At 59.1% G+C, this 19,886-nt stretch carries 18 protein-coding genes; 10 read left to right on the top strand and 8 right to left on the bottom strand.

What is annotated here, in order from left to right; genetic code table 11:
- Positions 1–49: 49 nt before the first annotated feature.
- Complete coding sequence (locus tag FHW77_RS12875) at positions 50–679, top strand: MarC family protein (protein ID WP_004441730.1); 630 nt, start codon at positions 50–52, stop codon at positions 677–679.
- 128 nt (positions 680–807) lie between these two features.
- Entirely contained in the window at positions 808–1,956 is a 1,149-nt protein-coding gene (locus FHW77_RS12870) for a CBS domain-containing protein (protein WP_004441729.1), read from the top strand.
- Between the two features lie 53 nt (positions 1,957–2,009).
- On the opposite strand, the gene FHW77_RS12865 is transcribed toward FHW77_RS12870, so the two are convergent.
- Together FHW77_RS12865 and FHW77_RS12860 are read right to left on the bottom strand one after the other, a co-directional pair.
- Positions 2,010–2,273, bottom strand: coding sequence for a hypothetical protein (locus tag FHW77_RS12865; RefSeq protein WP_234882499.1), 264 nt, complete (start codon positions 2,271–2,273; stop codon positions 2,010–2,012).
- Positions 2,274–2,306: 33 nt separating this feature from the next.
- Positions 2,307–2,885 carry a single-stranded DNA-binding protein gene (locus tag FHW77_RS12860; RefSeq protein ID WP_048902810.1) on the bottom strand — a complete coding sequence of 193 codons (579 nt, stop codon included), beginning with the start codon at positions 2,883–2,885 and terminating at the stop codon, positions 2,307–2,309.
- A 264-nt stretch (positions 2,886–3,149) separates the two neighbouring features.
- Here FHW77_RS12860 and uvrA point away from each other — a divergent pair, with 264 nt between their 5' ends.
- Together uvrA and FHW77_RS12850 are read left to right on the top strand one after the other, a co-directional pair.
- Positions 3,150–6,071 carry an excinuclease ABC subunit UvrA gene (gene uvrA, locus FHW77_RS12855; RefSeq protein WP_004441722.1) on the top strand — a complete coding sequence of 974 codons (2,922 nt, stop codon included), beginning with the start codon at positions 3,150–3,152 and terminating at the stop codon, positions 6,069–6,071.
- A gap of 56 nt (positions 6,072–6,127) precedes the next feature.
- Positions 6,128–6,928 (top strand): DUF72 domain-containing protein, encoded by an 801-nt coding sequence (locus FHW77_RS12850; protein WP_004441715.1) that lies wholly within the window; start codon positions 6,128–6,130, stop codon positions 6,926–6,928.
- Positions 6,929–6,934: 6 nt separating this feature from the next.
- Here FHW77_RS12850 and dusA read toward each other — a convergent pair whose 3' ends face one another.
- Positions 6,935–7,945, bottom strand: coding sequence for a tRNA dihydrouridine(20/20a) synthase DusA (dusA, locus tag FHW77_RS12845; protein WP_004441712.1), 1,011 nt, complete (start codon positions 7,943–7,945; stop codon positions 6,935–6,937).
- A 137-nt stretch (positions 7,946–8,082) separates the two neighbouring features.
- Between dusA and FHW77_RS12840 the strand changes: the two genes are divergently transcribed.
- Together FHW77_RS12840 and FHW77_RS12835 are read left to right on the top strand one after the other, a co-directional pair.
- Positions 8,083–8,772, top strand: coding sequence for a fumarylacetoacetate hydrolase family protein (locus tag FHW77_RS12840; protein WP_004441710.1), 690 nt, complete (start codon positions 8,083–8,085; stop codon positions 8,770–8,772).
- 27 nt (positions 8,773–8,799) lie between these two features.
- A complete protein-coding gene (locus FHW77_RS12835) occupies positions 8,800–9,333 on the top strand; it encodes a gamma carbonic anhydrase family protein (protein ID WP_004441707.1) in 534 nt (177 codons plus the stop codon).
- A gap of 39 nt (positions 9,334–9,372) precedes the next feature.
- Here FHW77_RS12835 and zur read toward each other — a convergent pair whose 3' ends face one another.
- The 3 genes from zur to znuC are packed head-to-tail and all read right to left on the bottom strand — an operon-like array spanning position 9,373 to position 11,541.
- Entirely contained in the window at positions 9,373–9,786 is a 414-nt protein-coding gene (gene zur, locus FHW77_RS12830) for a zinc uptake transcriptional repressor Zur (RefSeq protein ID WP_004441705.1), read from the bottom strand.
- Positions 9,783–10,601 (bottom strand): zinc ABC transporter permease subunit ZnuB, encoded by an 819-nt coding sequence (znuB, locus tag FHW77_RS12825; protein ID WP_004441703.1) that lies wholly within the window; start codon positions 10,599–10,601, stop codon positions 9,783–9,785. The genes zur and znuB overlap by 4 nt, the downstream gene beginning before the upstream one ends.
- Entirely contained in the window at positions 10,594–11,541 is a 948-nt protein-coding gene (gene znuC / locus FHW77_RS12820) for a zinc ABC transporter ATP-binding protein ZnuC (RefSeq protein ID WP_004441701.1), read from the bottom strand. The genes znuB and znuC overlap by 8 nt, the downstream gene beginning before the upstream one ends.
- 104 nt (positions 11,542–11,645) lie before the next feature.
- Between znuC and znuA the strand changes: the two genes are divergently transcribed.
- Positions 11,646–12,665 (top strand): zinc ABC transporter substrate-binding protein ZnuA, encoded by a 1,020-nt coding sequence (gene znuA / locus FHW77_RS12815; RefSeq protein WP_004441699.1) that lies wholly within the window; start codon positions 11,646–11,648, stop codon positions 12,663–12,665.
- Positions 12,666–12,725: 60 nt separating this feature from the next.
- Here znuA and FHW77_RS12810 read toward each other — a convergent pair whose 3' ends face one another.
- A complete protein-coding gene (locus FHW77_RS12810; RefSeq protein ID WP_034495714.1) occupies positions 12,726–13,778 on the bottom strand; it encodes a LacI family transcriptional regulator in 1,053 nt (350 codons plus the stop codon).
- A 487-nt stretch (positions 13,779–14,265) separates the two neighbouring features.
- On the opposite strand from FHW77_RS12810, the gene FHW77_RS12805 reads away from it, so the two are divergent.
- The 3 genes from FHW77_RS12805 to FHW77_RS12795 all read left to right on the top strand — a co-directional run bounded on the left by FHW77_RS12805 (position 14,266) and on the right by FHW77_RS12795 (position 18,388).
- Entirely contained in the window at positions 14,266–16,731 is a 2,466-nt protein-coding gene (locus FHW77_RS12805) for a beta-mannosidase (protein WP_044460050.1), read from the top strand.
- Positions 16,732–16,853: 122 nt separating this feature from the next.
- Positions 16,854–17,885 carry an L-glyceraldehyde 3-phosphate reductase gene (gene mgrA / locus FHW77_RS12800; protein WP_004441690.1) on the top strand — a complete coding sequence of 344 codons (1,032 nt, stop codon included), beginning with the start codon at positions 16,854–16,856 and terminating at the stop codon, positions 17,883–17,885.
- A gap of 179 nt (positions 17,886–18,064) precedes the next feature.
- A complete protein-coding gene (locus FHW77_RS12795) occupies positions 18,065–18,388 on the top strand; it encodes an RcnB family protein (RefSeq protein WP_004441687.1) in 324 nt (107 codons plus the stop codon).
- A 65-nt stretch (positions 18,389–18,453) separates the two neighbouring features.
- On the opposite strand, the gene gnd is transcribed toward FHW77_RS12795, so the two are convergent.
- Positions 18,454–19,884, bottom strand: coding sequence for an NADP-dependent phosphogluconate dehydrogenase (gnd, locus tag FHW77_RS12790; protein ID WP_004441685.1), 1,431 nt, complete (start codon positions 19,882–19,884; stop codon positions 18,454–18,456).
- Positions 19,885–19,886: the final 2 nt, after the last annotated feature.

Raw genomic sequence — 19,886 nt, 5'->3', positions numbered from 1 at the left:
CCGCGACTTGCGTAGGCTCCGGCCTAAAAACAAAACCAACGGGGAAAGAATGGCCAGCAGCGAAACGCTCATCAATGCGCTTACCACACTTCTGGTCACACTCGATCCGCCTGGGCTTGCGCCCGTCTTTCTGGCGCTGACTGCCGGAATGACCCGTGACCAGCGCAGCCAGGTGGCGTTGCGCGGCTCCATCATCGCTTTCGGTATCCTTGCCGTCTTTGCCCTCTTCGGCCTCGCAATCCTCAGTCTGCTCGGTATTTCGCTGGGCGCCTTCCGCATCGCCGGCGGCCTTCTGCTGTTCTGGATCGCCTTTGAAATGATTTTCGAAAAGCGCCAGGAGCGCAAGGAAAAGACCTCGGAAATCGCCATTACCAAGGACCATCTCCACAATCTCGCGGTCTTCCCGCTGGCCCTGCCGTTGATTGCCGGGCCAGGTGCTATTTCCGCCACCGTTCTGCTTGCCGGCTCAATGAAGACCACGGTCGAGATGGTGGTGCTCATCCTTATCCTCGCTTTCGCGATGGCTCTCGTTTACGCGGCCTTGATCGTCTCGGAACGGATGGACCGCTTTCTCGGCAATACCGGCCGCGCCATCCTTACCCGGCTTCTCGGCGTGCTGCTGGCTGCACTGTCGGTGCAATTCGTGGTCGACGGGATCAAATCCGCATTCGCTTTCTGAGCCGTTCCTGCGCGACACCAACGCAATAAATTCCTGCCCACCGCTGAAATGCCGGAAAATCCTCCCTTAAATTCAGCTGGCGCTTCGGCTAAAAGACGCGTGTCATTTCGGATTCGAAAGTTATCTCCATGCGTTCCACGCTGCGCCGCATCATTCCCGATGCCGCACCCGTCAGCAACAGGGAAAGGCTCCGCTCCGCCACAGGCGCCTTCGTAGGCATACTGCTGACTGGCATTCTCGCCAGTTTCGCTCTTCGTTTCGATCCCACGCTGCCCGCCATGATCGCGCCGATGGGGGCTTCGGCCGTGCTGTTGTTCGCCGTACCCTCCAGCCCGCTGGCGCAGCCCTGGTCGATCCTGTGCGGGAATTTCGTCTCGGCTTTTGTCGGGGTGACGGTGGCGCTGCTGGTTGCGGATCCGTTCCTCGCAAGCGCGCTCGCCATCAGCCTGGCCATCGCCGCCATGATGGCGCTGCGCTGCCTGCATCCGCCGAGCGGTGCGGTGGCGCTGACTGCCGTTCTGGGCGGCCCTGCCATACATGGCCTCGGCTATGGTTTCCTGCTGTGGCCGGTCGCCGGAAATTCGCTGATCCTTCTTGCCCTGGCCGTCGCTTACAACAATGCCACCGGCCGCGCCTATCCACACGGTCTGAAGCTTGGCAAGGCCGCGCACGGGACAGCCGATCCGACACCCATCCAGAAAATCGGCTTTTCCTCCACCGATCTCGACGACGTGCTGAAGGAATATGACGAGTTCATCGATATCGACCGCGATGCGCTGGAAACCATCCTGCGGAAGACAGAGTTGCGCTCCTACCGGCGTCGCGCGCTGCATCTCGATTGCGAAAGTGTCATGTCCCGGGATGTGGTCGGCGTCGCCCCTGATGACAGCCTGCGCCACGCGCATGCCCTGATGCAAAGCCATCATTTCAAGGCGTTGCCTGTCACCAATGACTGCGCCGAAATCGTCGGCATCGTCACCCAGACAGACTTTCTGGAAAAGGCGAGCTGGAGAAACGGTCGTCCCTCAATCGGTTTCCTGCAGCGGCTTCGCCTCATCCTGTCAGGCGCAAGTGCCCCCAACGATACGGTGAAGGACATCATGACATCGCCCGTTAAAACCGTGCGGCCGGAAACACCGATCGAGGAAGCAATCATCCACTTTGCGGAGGAAGGATTGCATTATCTGCCTGTCATCGACGCCAAGGGTAAGATGGTCGGCATCGTGTCGCAATCCGATGTCATGGTGGCGATGCTGGCCGACAAAGTCGCGGCATAAATTGCCCCGGGCGTCGAAGTGTTCTTCTCTTAAAAAAACGGCAAGGCCCGATGTCAGCGTCTCGCCTTTAAAAGGCGCTGCCACAGTGTGCCACCGAAGAACCGCCCGAGCACCACAAAATAGGCAATGATCAGCACGAAGGCGATAAAGGCGGGCGCACCGTTGAGGGCAAAACCTTCGGGCGTTCGCCCTCCCGCTACCGTCGCGACAAGAAATCCGGCGGCGAAAAACGCCGTCCAGAAGTCGAGAAAAAAAGCGAGGATGATGCGCCAGGTGGCGGGCTGTTTTGGCTGCAGGGTTTCGTCAGTCAAGCTCACCTCCTGTCACACGTTTCTTCGTCCCCGGTCCGATCAGAACGGGATATCGTCATCCATGTCGTTGGAGAATCCGCCCGAAGGCTGGTTGCCACCACGGGAAGAACCGCCGCGCGAGGAGGACTGCTGGTCGTAACCGCCGCCATAGCTGGAGCCGCCGCCACTGCCATAATCATTACCGCCGCCGAAGTCGCCGCCGCCGCTACGGCCGCCGCCCTCACCGCGACCATCGAGCATGGTCAGCGTGGAGTTGAAGCCCTGCAGCACGATTTCGGTGGAGTAACGGTCGTTACCGGTCTGGTCCTGCCATTTGCGGGTCTGCAACTGGCCTTCGATATAGAGCTTGGCGCCCTTCTTCACATATTGCTCGACGACCTTGCACAGGCCTTCGTTAAAGACGACGACCGTGTGCCACTCGGTCTTCTCCTTGCGCTCGCCGCTGTTGCGGTCCCGCCAGGTCTCCGAGGTGGCGATGCGCAGGTTGGCGATGGGTCGGCCATCCTGCGTCCGGCGGATTTCGGGATCAGCGCCCACGTTTCCGATCAGAATTACCTTGTTTACGCTACCAGCCATCTCGTCATCCTGTCCGCCGGCCATCATGACCGGCAATTGCATTTCAAAAAATTCGGCACACAATAGCTGCCGCCGCCCGCAAAGGGCACCGCAAGCATGGAACTATCCACAAAGAATAATCTTAAGCTGTGGGGGCAGACATTCGCGCTTGCAATTCGTTCCTTTTTTGTTCTATTGAATTGCAGATTTCGAGTCAAGCATCGTGAAAAGCTGCGACCGATAGGGAATAGACCTCGACACGTCCGGCTGCGTCACTACATAAGGACGCGCCGCCATCCAGCCTGTTATTTTTGTCCGAGCCTTGTCATGAGTGAACTGAAGACGATTTCCATCCGTGGTGCCCGTGAACACAATCTCAAGGGTATCGATCTCGATCTGCCACGCAACAAGCTGATCGTCATGACCGGGCTTTCCGGCTCAGGCAAGTCGTCGCTCGCCTTCGATACGATCTACGCCGAAGGCCAGCGCCGTTATGTCGAAAGCCTCTCGGCCTATGCGCGCCAGTTCCTCGAAATGATGCAGAAGCCGGATGTCGACCAGATCGAGGGCCTGTCGCCGGCAATCTCCATCGAACAGAAGACCACCTCGCGCAACCCGCGCTCCACGGTCGGCACGGTCACCGAGATCTACGACTATATGCGCCTTCTCTTCGCGCGTGTCGGTGTCCCCTATTCGCCGGCCACGGGCCTGCCGATTGAAAGCCAGACGGTCAGCCAGATGGTCGACCGCATCCTCGCTTTCGAGGAAGGCACGCGTCTTTACATCCTCGCGCCGATCGTGCGCGGCCGCAAAGGCGAGTACAAGAAAGAACTTGCCGAGCTGATGAAGAAGGGCTTCCAGCGCGTCAAGGTGGACGGCCAGTTCTACGAGATCGCCGACGTTCCTGCTCTCGACAAGAAGTACAAACACGACATTGACGTGGTGGTTGACCGCGCCGTCGTGCGCCCGGATATGGCCGCGCGTCTTGCCGACAGTCTCGAGACCTGCCTCAAGCTTGCCGATGGTCTGGCAATTGCCGAATTTGCCGACAGGCCCCTGCCGCCCGAAGAGACAGCCGCCGGTGGTTCCGCCAACAAGTCTCTCAACGAGACCCATGAGCGGGTGCTGTTTTCGGAAAAATTCGCCTGCCCCGTTTCCGGCTTCACCATTCCGGAAATCGAACCGCGTCTCTTCTCCTTCAACAACCCCTTCGGCGCCTGCCCCAGCTGCGATGGCCTTGGCTCGCAGCAGAAGGTGGATGAGAACCTGATCGTGCCGGAGCCGGCCCGTACCCTGCGTGACGGGGCCATTGCTCCCTGGGCAAAATCATCGTCGCCCTATTACAACCAGACGCTGGAAGCGCTCGGCAAAGCCTTCGGATTCAAGCTTTCGAGCAAGTGGTCCGATCTTTCGAAGGAGGCGCAGCACGCCATTCTTCAGGGCACTGACGACAAGATCGAGTTCAATTACCAGGACGGCGCCCGCTCCTACAAGACAGTCAAGAACTTCGAAGGCATCGTGCCCAATCTGGAGCGGCGCTGGAAAGAGACAGACAGCGCCTGGGCGCGCGAGGAAATCGAGCGCTATATGTCGGCAGCCCCCTGCCCGGCCTGCGCCGGTTACCGCCTGAAGCCGGAGGCGCTGGCGGTCAAGATCAACAAGCTGCATATCGGTGAAGTCACCGAAATGTCGATCCGGACGGCGCGCGACTGGTTTGAGGTGCTGCCGGAAAGCCTGAACGCGAAGCAGAATGAAATTGCCGTCCGTATTCTCAAGGAAATCCGCGAACGCCTGCGATTCCTCAACGATGTAGGGCTGGATTATCTCAGCCTGTCGCGCAATTCGGGCACGCTGTCGGGCGGGGAGAGCCAGCGTATCCGTCTGGCCTCGCAGATCGGCTCTGGCCTCACCGGCGTTCTCTACGTTCTCGATGAGCCCTCGATCGGCCTGCACCAGCGCGACAATGCGCGCCTGCTGGATACGCTCAAACATCTGCGCGATATCGGCAACACCGTCATCGTGGTCGAACATGATGAGGACGCCATTCTGACGGCGGATTATGTGGTCGATATCGGCCCGGCGGCCGGTATTCACGGCGGCCAGGTGATTGCCGAAGGATCCCCGCAGGAAGTGATGGCCAATCCGAAATCGCTGACCGGCAAATATCTCTCCGGTGAACTCGGCGTTGCCGTGCCGGCTGAGCGCCGCAAACCCAAGAAGGGCCGCGAGATCAAGGTTTTCGGCGCACGCGGCAACAACCTGAAGAATGTCACGGCCGCTGTGCCGCTCGGTGTTTTCACGGCCGTAACCGGGGTTTCGGGTGGCGGCAAATCCACCTTCCTGATCGAGACGCTCTATAAATCGGCGGCGCGCAGGGTCATGGGCGCGCGTGAAATCCCGGCCGAACACGACCGCATCGATGGTTTCGAATTCATCGACAAGGTGATCGATATCGACCAGTCGCCGATCGGACGCACGCCGCGCTCCAACCCGGCCACCTATACCGGCGCCTTTACGCCGATCCGTGACTGGTTCGCCGGCCTGCCGGAAGCCAAGGCTCGTGGTTACGCGCCCGGCCGTTTCTCCTTCAACGTCAAGGGTGGCCGCTGCGAGGCCTGCCAGGGCGACGGGGTGATCAAGATCGAGATGCACTTCCTGCCTGACGTCTACGTCACCTGCGACGTCTGCCACGGCAAGCGTTATAACCGCGAGACGCTGGACGTCACCTTCAAGGGCAAATCCATCGCCGACGTGCTGGATATGACGGTTGAGGAGGGCGTCGAATTTTTCGCCGCCGTTCCCGCCGTGCGCGACAAGCTGCAATCGCTCTTCGATGTCGGCCTCGGTTACATCAAGGTCGGACAGCAGGCCAATACGCTTTCAGGCGGCGAGGCGCAGCGCGTCAAGCTCGCCAAGGAACTGTCGAAGCGCTCGACGGGCCGCACGCTCTATATTCTCGACGAGCCGACGACGGGCCTGCATTTCCACGACGTCAACAAGCTGCTCGAAATGCTGCATGCGCTGGTGGAACAGGGCAATTCCGTGGTGGTGATCGAGCATAATCTCGAAGTCATCAAGACGGCGGACTGGATCATCGATATCGGGCCTGAAGGCGGCACGGGCGGCGGCGAAGTGGTGGCCACGGGCACGCCGGAAGACATCGTCAAGGTGGAGCGTTCCTATACCGGCCACTTCCTGAAGGAGCTTCTGGAGCGCCGGCCGGCCGGAAAACGGGAGGCTGCGGAGTAAGCCGCAGCTTTCGTCGCAAAGGTTCGAAAGGCCGAAGGCCGGAGGAGGAACTAGATATGTCGACATCAGGCACGATCCGCACCGGTATCGGCGGCTGGACCTTCGAGCCCTGGGAAGGCACTTTTTATCCCGAAAAACTGCCGAAAAAACGCCAGCTGGAACACGCCAGCCGGCAGCTCACGGCAATCGAGGTGAACGGCACCTATTACAGCAGCCAGAAACCGGAGACCTTTGCGAAATGGGCATCCGAAGTGCCCGAGGACTTCGTGTTTTCCCTAAAGGCAAGCCGCTTTGTCACCAACCGCAGGGTTCTGGCCGAGGCAGGTGAGTCGATGACGAAGTTCCTGACGCAGGGGCTGACGGAACTCGGGTCCCATCTCGGTCCCATCCTCTGGCAGTTTGCGCCCACGAAGAAATTCGATGCGGAGGATTTCGGTGCATTTCTGGCGCTGCTGCCCGAAAAGCAGGACGGGCTCACTCTTCGCCATGTCGTGGAGGTGCGCAACCCGACATTCCAGGTTCCCGAATTCATCGAACTTCTTGCCAGGCACAAGGTCGCCGTCGTCTGCGCTGACCATCATGATTATCCGATGCTGCCTGACGTAACGGCCGATTTCGTTTATTGCCGCCTGCAGAAGGGCGAGGACGACATCGAGACCTGTTACCCGAAAAAAGAGATCGCGCACTGGGCTGAGCGGGTAAAGACCTATGCCAGTGGCGGTGTGCCGGACGATCTGCCGCTGATCGCGCCGGATCGGAAGGTTGAGAAGACCCCGCGCGATGTTTTCGCTTTCTTCATTACCGGCGGCAAGGTCAATGCGCCTAATGGTGCGCAGGAACTGCAAAAGGCGGTCTGAGCGCTTTCAGCCCGCCATGTCTTTCGTGGTGCTGACATCGATGCTGGCGAAAGCGGCCTCGATGACCTCCGGCCCTGCCCCGGGCCTCGTGGCATCGCTGGAGAGGATTTGCCGGAAACGGCGCGCGCCGGGCATGCCCTGAAACAGTCCGACCATATGGCGGGTGACGTGGTTGAGACGTCCGCCCGCGGCGATATAATCGGCGGCATAGGCCATCATCGCGTCACGCAACGCCATCCAGTCCGGGTGGCGGGCCTCCTCGCCATAGATGCGATGGTCGACGTCGGCAAGGATGGAGGTGTTGTGATAGGCAGCCCGGCCGAGCATCACGCCATCCATATGCTGGAGATGTCCGCTCGCCTGATCGAGATCGGCGATGCCGCCGTTGATGCCGATAAAGACGTCAGGATTTTCCCGCTTCATGCGATAGACGAGGTCATAATCGAGCGGCGGCACTTCGCGGTTTTCCTTCGGCGAAAGCCCTTGCAGCCAGGCTTTGCGCGCGTGAACCCAGACCGCGTCCGCACCCGCCGCAACAACCCTCTTCAGAAAATCAGGCAGAACCGCTTCCGGCTCCTGCTCATCCACCCCGATCCGGCATTTCACGGTAACCGGCCCACTGGCGGCAGCCTTCATTGCGGCCACACATTGCGCCACCACATCAGGCTCGCGCATCAGGCAAGCGCCGAAGGTGCCGGATTGCACCCGATCCGAGGGACAGCCAACATTCAGATTGATTTCATCATAACCGTAGTCCCCGGCGATCCGCACCGCTTCGGCAAGCTTGGCCGGATCAGACCCGCCGAGCTGCAACGCGACGGGGTGTTCCTGAGGGTGATAACCGAGCAGCCTGTCACGCTGGCCATGGATGATGGCGTCGGCAACGATCATTTCGGTGTAAAGCAGCGCACGCTTCGACAATTGCCGGTGCAGAAACCTGCACCTCGTATCGGTCCAGTCGATCATGGGGGCCACGGCGAAGATTTTTTCGCCGCTTGCAAGCGCTTGTCTGTACATGGATTAACCTCTTTGCGCCGGCTTCTACAGCAAAGGACCGTAAAAAGCCAGTTTTGCAGGCGAGGCAATTTTGAACTGGAAATCGCGCCGGAATCGCGGGACAAGAATTGCACCCTAAAAGACGACAGGAAATCCACATGGCCGCTACCGTCATCCCTGCCCCGAAGCCCGTTCTCCTGCCCGTCGAAGGCACGAGCGATCTGTTCCCTGTACGGCGGGTCTATTGTGTCGGCCGCAATTATGCCGATCACGCCATTGAGATGGGCCACGACCCCTCGCGCGAGCCGCCCTTCTATTTTCAGAAGAACCCGGACAACCTGCTGCCCGCAGGACAGGATTTTCCCTATCCGTCGCTCTCATCGAATGTGCATTACGAAGTTGAGTGCGTCGTGGTGCTGAAAAGCGGCCGAGCGGATATTCCGGCGTCGGAAGCGCTGAACCATGTCTGGGGTTACGCCGTCGGTATCGACATGACGCGCCGCGACCTGCAGGACGGGCTGAAGAAGATGGGACGTTCCTGGGAGGGCGCGAAGGCCTTCGAATATTCCGCGCCGGTGTCCCCCGTCGTCCCAGCGGACAGGATCGGGCATCCCGCAACCGGCGCGATCTGGCTCGACGTCAATGGCGAGCGCAAGCAGACGGGCGATCTCGCCCAGATGATCTGGAAGGTGCCGGAAGTGATTGCCGAGCTTTCCAAGCTGTTCACCCTTGCCGCTGGCGACGTCATCATGACCGGCACGCCGGCTGGCGTTGGTCCAATCGTTCGCGGTGACCGCATAGAATGCGGCGTCGAGGGTGTCGGCACACTGTCGGTGACGGTCGTCTGACGCACGAACATAAGGGAGGACATCGACATGCCGCTTTACCGCCTTGCCGACCGTGTGCCGCAAACGCCTGCAGCGGATCGCTACTGGATCGCTCCCGACGCCAATGTCATTGGCTCAGTCACGCTCGGCGAAGACGTCGGCATTTGGTTCGGTGCAACGCTGCGTGGAGACAATGAGCCGATCATCGTCGGGCGCGGCACCAATATTCAGGAAGGCGTGATGGTTCACAGCGATCCCGGCTTTGCCGCAACGATCGGCGAAATGTGCACCATTGGCCACCACGCTATCGTGCATGGCTGTACCATCGGCGATAATTCGTTGATCGGCATGGGCGCGACGATCCTGAACGGCGCAAAGATCGGCCGAAACTGCCTCGTCGGCGCCAATGCTCTGGTGACGGAGGGGAAGGAATTTCCGGATAATTCCCTGATCGTCGGCTCGCCCGCGCGCGCTATCCGCACGCTTGATGACGACGCCGTGGCGGGGATTCGCCGCTCAGCGAAAAAATACGTCGAAAACTGGAAGCGTTTCTCGCAGGATCTGGCGGTCATCGAAAGGTGATCGGGAGCGGGCAACAATACCCATTCCATCCATCGTCCGTCAGGCCGAGCAGGCGGCGCAAAGACCGCGGATTTCGATGGTGGTCTTTTCCGCTTTGAACTTGCTGTCCTTCACCCAGCGCTCCAGCCGGTGATCGATCTCGTGATCGTGGAATTCCGTGACCTGCCCGCAGGACTCGCAGATGGCGAAGGCGACGGTGCCATGGTGACTGGAGCAGCACTCCGCCTGGGTATGGGTGCAGGCGACGAAGGCGTTAAGGCTCTCCAGCCGGTGCACAAGGCCATATTCCACCAGTTTTTCCAGCGCCCGATAGACCTGCAGCGGCGCGCGGAAACCATCATCGCGCAACTTGTCGAGGATCATATAGGCGCTGAGCGGCTGATGCGCGTTTGAAAGGGCGTTCATGACCAGCGACTGGTTCTTGGTGAGGTTCTGCTGGGTCTGCGCATTCATGACTTGCCTCCTTCATCCGCGGAGCGGGACAAACCCGGCGCCGGCAACAGGCTTATAACGAAGAGGATCACCGCGGCAACCACGATGGATGGACCGGACGGTGTATCATAGGTGAGCGATCCGAAGAGGCCGCCAACAACGGCAACCGCACCGATCAGCGAAGCCACCACCGCCATTACCTCCGGTGTAGCGGAGAAACGTCTGGCGGTCGCAGCCGGTATGATGAGCAGCGATGTGATGAGCATGATACCGACCACCTTCATCGCGATGGCGATCACCAGCGCCATCAGCAACGTGAAGATCAATTTCGCCCGTTCCGGTTTCAGCCCCTCGGCTTCCGCCAGCTCCGTATTGACGGTGGAGGCAAGCAGCGATCGCCACAGGAACACCATGGAGACGATGACAACCAGTCCGCCGCCCCAGATCAGTGCAATATCGCTGCGGGTGACGGCGAGAATGTCGCCGAACAGGAACGAGACGAGATCGATGCGGACCCAGCTCATGAAGGCAACGATGACAAGGCCGATCGCCAATGCGGAGTGGGACAGGATGCCCAGCAGCGCATCGGCGGACAGCGCCTGCCGCCGTTGCAGGAAAATCAAAAGGAGCGACACGGCCGACGCGACCAGAAACACGCTGACAATGAGGTTCAGCTGCAGCAGCAGAGACAGGGCAACACCCAGAAGCGCCGAATGGGCCATGGTATCGCCAAAATAGGCCATGCGCCGCCAGACGACAAAGCAGCCAAGCGGACCGGCTGTCAATGCAACCCCAATGCCGGCGACCATGGCGCGGACGAAGAAATCGTCAAACATGGCGTTCTCCCTGCCGCTGGTTAAGGTGGGCGTCGTCGTCACGTTCATGGCCGCAGCCGCATTCTCCATGATCATCGTGGCGGTGGCCGTGGTCATGATGGTCATGCCCGTGGTCATGATGAAGATCATGCCCGTGATGGTGACCATCCTCGGGGTGGCAATGGTCCGTCACCGTGCCATCCGCATGTTGCACCCGGCCGTCCGGCAAATGGGTGTGATCATGATGGTGACTGTAGACGGCCAGCCCCTTCGCCGCCGCGCCGCCAAACAGGCGCATATATTCCGGACTCTGGCTCACCGCCTGCGGTGTGCCGCGGCAGCAGACATGGCCGTTGAGGCATATCACCGTATCGGTTTCCGCCATCACTACATGCAGATCATGCGAGATTAACAGAATTCCGCAATTATTTGAATTCCTGATATTTTTTATCAGATCATAAAGCGCGATCTCGCCGGAGAAGTCCACCCCCTGCACGGGTTCGTCAAGAACCAGAAGGTCGGGCTTGCGGGCAATGGCGCGGGCAAGAAGCGCGCGTTGGAACTCGCCACCGGACAGATGCTGCACCTCGGCATTGGCAAGATGCGCGATACCGGTCGCATTCAGAGCGGCGTCTATTTCGCGGGCAGCGAGCGGTCCTGTCAGTGTCATCAGTCGGCGCACCGAAAGCGGCATTGTCCAGTCGACCGAAAGCTTCTGCGGCACATAACCCACTTTCAGACCAGCCTTGCGGGTAACCACCCCCTCGGTTGGTTTGACGACACCAATCGCCATTTTCGCGCTCGTGGACTTGCCTGATCCGTTCGGCCCGATCAGTGTGACGATCTCGCCCTTGCTGACGGAAAACTCCACGCCGCGCACCAGCCAGCGGCCGTTGCGCTGGACGCCGGCATTGGCAAGGGAGACCAGTATCTCGTTACCCGGATGGGCGGAATGAAGCATGGGATTGTCCGTTTGGCGATGTTGCTTACCGCTATCGCATACGTTATAGAGTTACGCAATAAATGTAATAACATAACTAACGTTCTTCAAGTGGAGTGCATTTCATGAAATCGATCCTGATCCCGCTCGCGGCCTCCATGGCAATCGCGGTCGCCGCTTCGGGCGCCACCGCTGCACCCGAGGTCGTGGTGTCGATCAAGCCCGTCCACTCCCTCGTTGCGGCCATCATGCAAGGTGTCGGGGAACCACAGCTCATCGTCGATGGCGCGGCCTCGCCGCATACCTATAATCTCCGTCCGTCGAATGCACGCAAGCTCGAAACGGCGGATGTGGTTTTCTGGGTGGGTCCCGGACTGGAAGCATTTCTGGAGAAGCCGCTGGAAGCGCTGGCCGCCAAGGCGACTGTTGTGGAACTGGAAGATGCCAAGGGGCTGGAAAAGCTGCCCTTCCGTGAAGGGGGGCCCTTTGAAGCGCATGATCATGGTGAAGAAGGCCATGAGGCGAATGACGGTCATGCCGAAAAGCCGGACGCGCACGAGCATGGTCACGAGCATGACGGAGGCGGTCACGCCGGTCACGACGGTGAGAGCCACGACGACCATGAGCATGGCACCTATGACACACATCTCTGGCTTGACCCCGCCAATGCCAAGGCCATGGCCCAGGCAATCGAAACCGCGCTGATCGCGGCCGATCCCGGCAATGCCGCGATCTATCAGTCCAACACAAAGAAACTGATCGATGATCTCGATACACTTGACGCCGAACTGGCCAAAACGGTTCAGCCGGTGAAGGACAAGCCGTTCATTGTCTTCCACGACGCCTACCAATATTTCGAACATCGCTATGGCGTGAAGACGGCGGGATCGATCACCGTCAGCCCCGAAACCCTGCCGGGCGCGGATCGCGTCAAACAGATGCAAGAAAAGGTTCGCCAGCTCGGCGCGACCTGCGTTTTTGCCGAACCGCAATTCGAGCCTAAGCTGGTCTCGGTCATCACCGAAGGTACGGCAGCGAAGTCGGCTACGCTTGATCCGGAAGCGGCAACGCTGGAGCCAGGCCCGGAGCTTTACTTCAAGCTGATGCGCGGTATCGCCGGGTCGCTGAAGAATTGTTTGTCCTGATTGGCACTCATCAAGCCCGGCATGGCCAATGCGCCATGCCGGCTCGGTCTTGCGTGTGCCTTAAGGCTTCGGCGCCATGGAGGACCAGACCGGGCGGCTGATACTCTGCAGAGTTTCCGCGGGCGCGCCGTTGATGCGGGCCAAAAGGGCTTTCGCAAGCTCCCTGCCCGCCAGTTTGATATCCTCATTGACGGTATGGATCTGCGGCTTGATCCAGTTCAGGAATTCGGCGGACTGTTTCGAGACGATGTCGATGTCCTTTCCGATTTTCACGCCCGCGGCCTCGAACCCGGCCACCAGCGCTATGGTGCTGCTGCCACTGATCGAAACGATGCCATCGGGACGATCATCGGACTGCATGAGCCTCTGACCGAAATCGCGGATTTTTTCCAGCGGCGTTTCGATTGTAACGGTGTCCAACGGAAATTCGGTAAGGCCGAAATCCCTGATTGCCCGATTAAACCCCTTGCGAGCGTGGTCGTGAAACGAAAAACGTGACGGCGGCACGATGACGGCGATCTTCCTGCGTCCGCATTGAGCCAATCGCTCGACCGCTTCGTAGGCGTAGGCTTCATTGTCAAAATCATGAAAGGCATGGTCGATGCCCATGTCCGAACGTCCATGGGTGACGAAGGGCATCTTGCGCTCCGTCATGAAACGGACTCGCGGATCGTTAGGTTCGATCTTCGAAATGATGACGCCATCCGCCGATCCCGTTTCGAGAATGTAGCGGATCGGCACCATGGAATCCTTGGCGTGGATATGGGGCGTTACGACCAGATGATATTGGGTCGAGGACAGAACCTCGGTGATGCCGAACACCATCTGGCTGGTAAAACCCATCAGCTCTTCATCGACGCTGAGAACGAGGGCAATCACATTGGTCTTGCCGGTGCGAAGGCGCACGCCGGCGCGGTTTGGCTGATAGCCGATCTGGCGGGCAATCAGCCGCACGCGCTCCTTGGTCTCCGCGCCGATATCAGGCGCATCCTTGAGAGCGCGCGAAACGGTGGTGATGCCGAGGCCCGTCATGTAAGCGATGGTCTTCAGGGTCGGGCGCTCGCCCGTCGTCACGGGCGCTTCGCTCCCGCCGGATTTACCAGTATCGTTCATGTCATTTCGCCATGCTTGACCGAACGGTGATCATAGATAGCTTTTACGTCGTTGCAAAGGCAAAGGTCCTCAACCGGGATCCGCTTTCCGCGCGGGAGCCCCTGTTTGGGCTATAACGATGTAGCTCGAAAAAATGTCCGGTTCTTACTGCGCTTTTCTCTCGCCCGCCCGTGATGGCTGCGTAGCCAATATATGATTTAATCATAAACATTGAAAAATTATAATAACTTATTGATATAATATCGAAAAATAAAATAACCTTTAGACCGATCCATCCGGCCGCGATTGATGCTCCGTTCCAGAAATTTTTCCTGACATATGTTGTACCTGAAAGACATGACGGAATGGAGGTTTTACGGTAACGTTGCCGAAGGGAGGGTATCATGAGACCGAGCAAGCGGGCGGTTAGCCACTTGCGGCGTCCATCCTCCCCAGATTCTGACACAAGCCTGCATCACAATGCCGGCTTTCTTATTTGAATTCATAAATGCAGGGTTCCGTCATGATTTCTTCCTCCACGCCCGAAACCGTCATCGATCTGGCAGGGCTCTGGCGTCTGACATCAGTGGACAGAGATCATACGACCGAGCTTACCGTCCCTGGGGATATCCATACGGCACTCAAAGATGCGGGCATCATTCCAGAACCCTACCACGGAGCCAATGAAAAGGCCGTGCAATGGGTGGCCCAACAGGACTGGGTTCTTGAGCGAACGTTCATCCTCGATGAGGCGGACGCAAGCTGGTATCTCGACATCGACTATCTCGACACCGTCGCGATTGTCTTCGTGAACGACGTTCCGGTGCTCAGCGCGGACAATTGCTTCCGTCGCTACCGCCCTGACATTTCCCGTGCAGTGCGCCCCGGTGAAAACACCATTCGCATCCATTTCCACTCCAATATAACCGCCGGGGCGGAGCGGCAGGCGCGCCAGCCGTTTTATATACCCTATCACCCGGGGAATTCGCCCATCGCCAATGGCAATATGCTGCGCAAGCCGCAATGCCATTTCGGCTGGGACTGGAACATCGCGATCGCGCCACTCGGGCTTTACGGCAAAATCCTGCTGAAACGGCTCGATACGGCCCGGATCGAGCATGTCGTTACCTCACAGCGCCATATCGACGGCGGCGTCGAGCTGCATGTCGCCGTCACCCTCTTTGCCGAGGGACCGGCAAGCCTGCCGGTTTATCTGTCTCTCAACGATGAAAGGCTGAGGCTCGATTGCGGCGTCGGCGCAGGCGAAACCGTGGTGCGTCACGTCTTCTTCGTGGAAAATCCGGAGCTCTGGTGGCCGGCCGGCAGTGGCGAGCAGACGCTCTACACGCTGATGGTTGAGCTGCCCGATGAGACTGTGACCCGGCAGATCGGCTTCAGGACCATCGAGCTTCTGACCGATAAGGATGAGGCTGGCAGCCGCTTCGCGTTCCGCATCAACGGCCGGGAAATCTTCTGCCGCGGTGCCAACTGGATTCCCGCAGATGCGCTCTATTCGCTCACCAGCCGGGAAAAGACCGAAGACCTCCTCTGCTCCGCGGTCGAGGCTAACATGAACATGATCCGGGTCTGGGGCGGCGGATTTTATGAGGAAGACTGGTTCTACGATCTCTGCGACCATCTTGGCCTGCTGGTGTGGCAGGACTTCATGTTCGCCTGCAATCTTTATCCCTGCAGCGAGGACTTTCTCGATAATGTCGAACACGAGGTTGATTATCAGGTGAAACGCCTCTCCTCGCATCCTTCCATCGCGCTCTGGTGCGGCGATAACGAGCTGGTGGGTGCACTGACCTGGTTCGATGAGTCCCGCAACAATCGCGACCGATACCTTGTGGCTTATGACCGACTGAACCGCACCATTGAAAAGGCCCTGAAAAAGGCCGCTCCCGAAGCCCTGTGGTGGCCATCAAGCCCCGCCTCCGGTTATCTCGATTATGGCGATGCCTGGCACGCGGATGGTTCCGGCGACATGCATTACTGGTCCGTGTGGCACGAGAACAAGTCATTCGACAATTACCGTTCGGTGAAGCCGCGTTTCTGCTCGGAATTCGGTTTCCAGTCCTACACCTCCATGCCGGTCATCCGCACCTATGCGGAAGACAAGGACATGAACATCGCCTCCCCCGTCATCGAACTGCACCAGAAAAATGCCGGCGGCAACGAGCGGATCGCCGGTACGATGTTCCGCTACTTCCGCTTCCCAAAGGACTTCGAGAATTTCGTTTATCTGAGCCAGGTCCAGCAGGCATTGGCTATCCGCACGGCCGTCGATTACTGGCGCTCGCTGAAGCCGCATTGCATGGGAACGCTATACTGGCAGCTGAACGACACCTGGCCGGTCGCCTCGTGGTCAAGCCTCGATTATGGCGGCGGCTGGAAGGCGCTGCATTATGCCGCCCGCCGCTTCTTCCAGCCAGTAACGGTTTCGGCTATCCCTGCGGAGGATGGACGCCGAATAAACTTCTCCATGGTGAACGACACGGCGGAAGACGTCGAGATCGACATGAATATCGTTGCCCTGACTATGGACGGCAACCGAGTGCCGTTGAAATCCGCCAACGGCACCTGCACGACCGACAAGGCCGCTACGCTGACCGACATCGACATGAGCAGCCTGCCTGACGGCACCATCCTTGCCTGGAGCTTCATCGCCTCCAACGGCATGACCGGGGAAGGCCACCATGTGCGCGACACCTATAAAGCGCTGGAACTTCTGCCCGCCGGTCTGACATTCACCACCAGCTCACTGAAAAACGGGCAGTTCGAAATAGATGTCACCGCAAGCGGGCTTGCGCTCTTCGTCATGCTGGAGGCAGATCAGCCCGGGCGTTATTCCGACAACCTTTTCGATCTCGCCGCCGGCGAAACGCGGCGTATCATCTTCACCCCGAAAGCGGGCGGCGGACAGCCGCACTTCCGTGTCTTCGATCTTCATGGCTGCCAGTCCCCGCATTGAAACGACGCGGAGAAAGGCATAACCATCCTGTTCGGGAAGACAGGCGTCGCGGCCTGCCCTCATCAGTTCAAATGGTTGCCGGGTTCTTCGGCAGCCGATCATCAGCAAGTGGAGGAAGACCCATGGTTTGGCAACCGGCCGAAAACCGTTACACGTCCATGAAATACAATTATTGCGGAAAGACCGGACTGAAACTGCCGGCGATCTCGCTGGGACTCTGGCATAATTTCGGCAACGATACGCCGCATCAGACGAAACAGGCCATCTGCCGCCGTGCCTTCGATCTCGGCATTACCCATTTCGACCTCGCCAACAATTATGGCCCGCCGCCCGGCAGCGCCGAGACCGCCTTCGGCGAAATCCTGAGGACGGATTTCCGGGGTTATCGTGACGAGATGATCATCTCCTCCAAGGCGGGTTACAACATGTGGCCAGGCCCTTACGGCGAATGGGGCAGCCGCAAATATCTTATCGCCTCCTGCGACCAGAGCCTGAAACGCATGGGGCTGGATTACGTCGATATCTTCTATTCTCACCGTTTCGATCCCAACACGCCGCTTGAGGAAACCTGTGGTGCGCTCGATCAGATCGTGCGTTCGGGCAAGGCGCTTTATGTCGGCATCTCTTCCTACAATTCGAAGCGCACCCGCGAGGCAGCTGCCATCCTGAAGGACCTCGGCACGCCCTGCATCATCCACCAGCCGAGCTATTCGATGATCAACCGCTGGATTGAAGAAGATGGTCTCGTTGATACGCTGGAGGAACTAGGCATTGGCTCCATCGTCTTCTCGCCGCTGGCGCAGGGCATGCTGACGACGAAATATCTCGGCGGCGTGCCCGATGGCAGCCGCGCATCGCAGAGCAAGTCGCTGAACCCGGCTTTCCTCAACGAACGTAATGTCGAGAATATCCGTGCGCTGAACGGCATCGCCGAACGCCGCGGCCAGACACTGGCGCAGATGGCCATCGCCTGGGTGCTGCGTGGCGGTCGCATCACCTCGGCGCTGATCGGCGCCAGCCGCGTCGAGCAGGTTGAAGACTGTGTGAAAGCGCTGGACAAACCGGATTTCACGACCGAAGAACTCGCTGAAATCGACCGCTATGCCAAGGACGCGGATATCAACCTCTGGGCAAAATCTGCCGAACGCGTCTGACCGAGGAGAGACCGCCCGGTTATTCCGGGCGGTCCGACCGCGTCAAGAAACTTCAAAACAAAAGATTAACTTCCGCCTCTAAGCCTTAACAACCATTACATAATTGTAATTTTAAATTCAGTTTCCGTTCATTCGTTTATTCGTAAGTTCTTCTCATTGAAACACGAGAGGAAACTTCCATGAAAAAGTTCGTCACCATTCTTCTGGCTGCAACCGTTCTCGCGGCCCCGATGGCTCAGGCGCAGGGCCGTCACGATGATCGCCACCGCGGCGTCACCGTCGAGCGTCATGTCACGAAAAAGGTCATCGTCAAGAAGCACCGCTGGGATCGTGGTCAGCGCCTCTCGCCAGCAGAGCGTCGTCATTTCGTCGATCGTCGCGATTATCGCCGTTACCGCCTGGCCGAACCGCGCCGCGACCAGCGCTGGGTGCGCGTTGACAACCAGTTCCTGCTCATCAATGCCGTCAGCGGCCTGATCGTCGGCCTTGCCGCCGCTCGCTAATTCCAAGCACCGGTGAAATGAAAAAGGCCCGCTTGCGCGGGCCTTTATCTTTATCCAATGGCCGATCAGAAAATATCGGCGCCGCTGCCCCACGGGCCATGCGGCTTGTCCACGCCGTCGGTGCGTTCGAAACCATGCGCGCCGAAGAAGTCGCGCTGCGCCTGGATGAGATTGGCGCTGCCGCGGCCGCGACGATAGGCGTCGAAATAGCCAAGGGCGGAAGCCAGCGCCGAAACCGGCAGGCCCGACAGGGCAGCGTAAGAAACGACGCGGCGCAGCGGCGCATCGGTTTCCTTGACGACGGCGGAGAAAGCCGGCGTCACGATGAGGTTGGCCACATGCGGATCCTTGGTAAAGGCCGAGGTGATCTCATCGAGGAACTCCGAGCGGATGATGCAGCCGGCGCGCCAGATGCGGGCAATCGTCGGCATCGGCAGGTTCCAGTTGAACTCCTTCGAAGCGGCCGACATGATGGCGAAGCCCTGCGCATAGGCACCGACCTTGGCGGCCAGAAGCGCGCTTTCCAGATCGGCGATGAAGGCCTTCCTGTCGGCCGGTGCGGCTGCAAGGGCCGGAAGGCCGAAGATCTTCTCGGCAGCTTCGCGCTCATCCTTCTGCGAGGAGAGAATACGGGCAGCCACGGCCGCTTCGATGGCGGTTGCGGCGACGCCCATGTTCTGCGCCTCGATGACGGACCATTTGCCGGTGCCCTTCTGGCCGGCCTTGTCGAGGATCAGATCGACCATCGGTTTGCCGGTGATCGGATCGGCGGCGCGCAGAACCTTTTCGGTGATTTCGATCAGGTAGGAATTAAGACGGCCCTTGTTCCATTCACCGAACACATCGGCGATTTCGGCAGCGCTCATCTTCAGACCGTCACGCAGGATGCCGTAGATTTCCGCGATCATCTGCATGTCGGCATATTCGATACCGTTATGGATGGTCTTGACGAAGTGGCCAGCACCATCATTGCCGAGCCATGCCACGCACGGATCGTCATTATATTTGGCCGAGATGGAGGTGAGCACTTTCTCGACGCGCTTCCAGCTGTCCTCGGTGCCGCCAACCATGATGGACGGTCCATGACGCGCGCCCTCTTCGCCACCCGAAACGCCCATGCCGATAAAGGTGAGGCCGCTGTCCTTCAGATTGTCGAAACGGCGGATCGTGTCGCGGAAATTCGCATTGCCCGCGTCGATCATGATGTCGCCGTTCGAAAGATGCGGCTTCAGGATTTCCATCTGCTGGTCGACCGGATCGCCAGCCTTGATCATGATGATGATCGGGCGCGGAGGACGAATGGCGGCAACGAATTCCTCGATGGTTTCGCAAGGGATCAATTGTCCCTGCAACTCGCCGGCTTCAGCGTAGAATTTTCTCGTCGCTTCAGGGGTTCGGTTGAATACGGCGATCTTGTTGCCCTTTTCGGCGATGTTGAGCGCCAGGTTAGAGCCCATGACGCCGAGACCGATCAAACCGATTTCTGCCTGTTCCACGG

The organism is Agrobacterium sp. RC10-4-1, from assembly GCF_014138475.1.
GTDB lineage: Bacteria > Pseudomonadota > Alphaproteobacteria > Rhizobiales > Rhizobiaceae > Agrobacterium > Agrobacterium pusense.
This window is presented reverse-complemented; position numbering and strand designations above follow the sequence as displayed.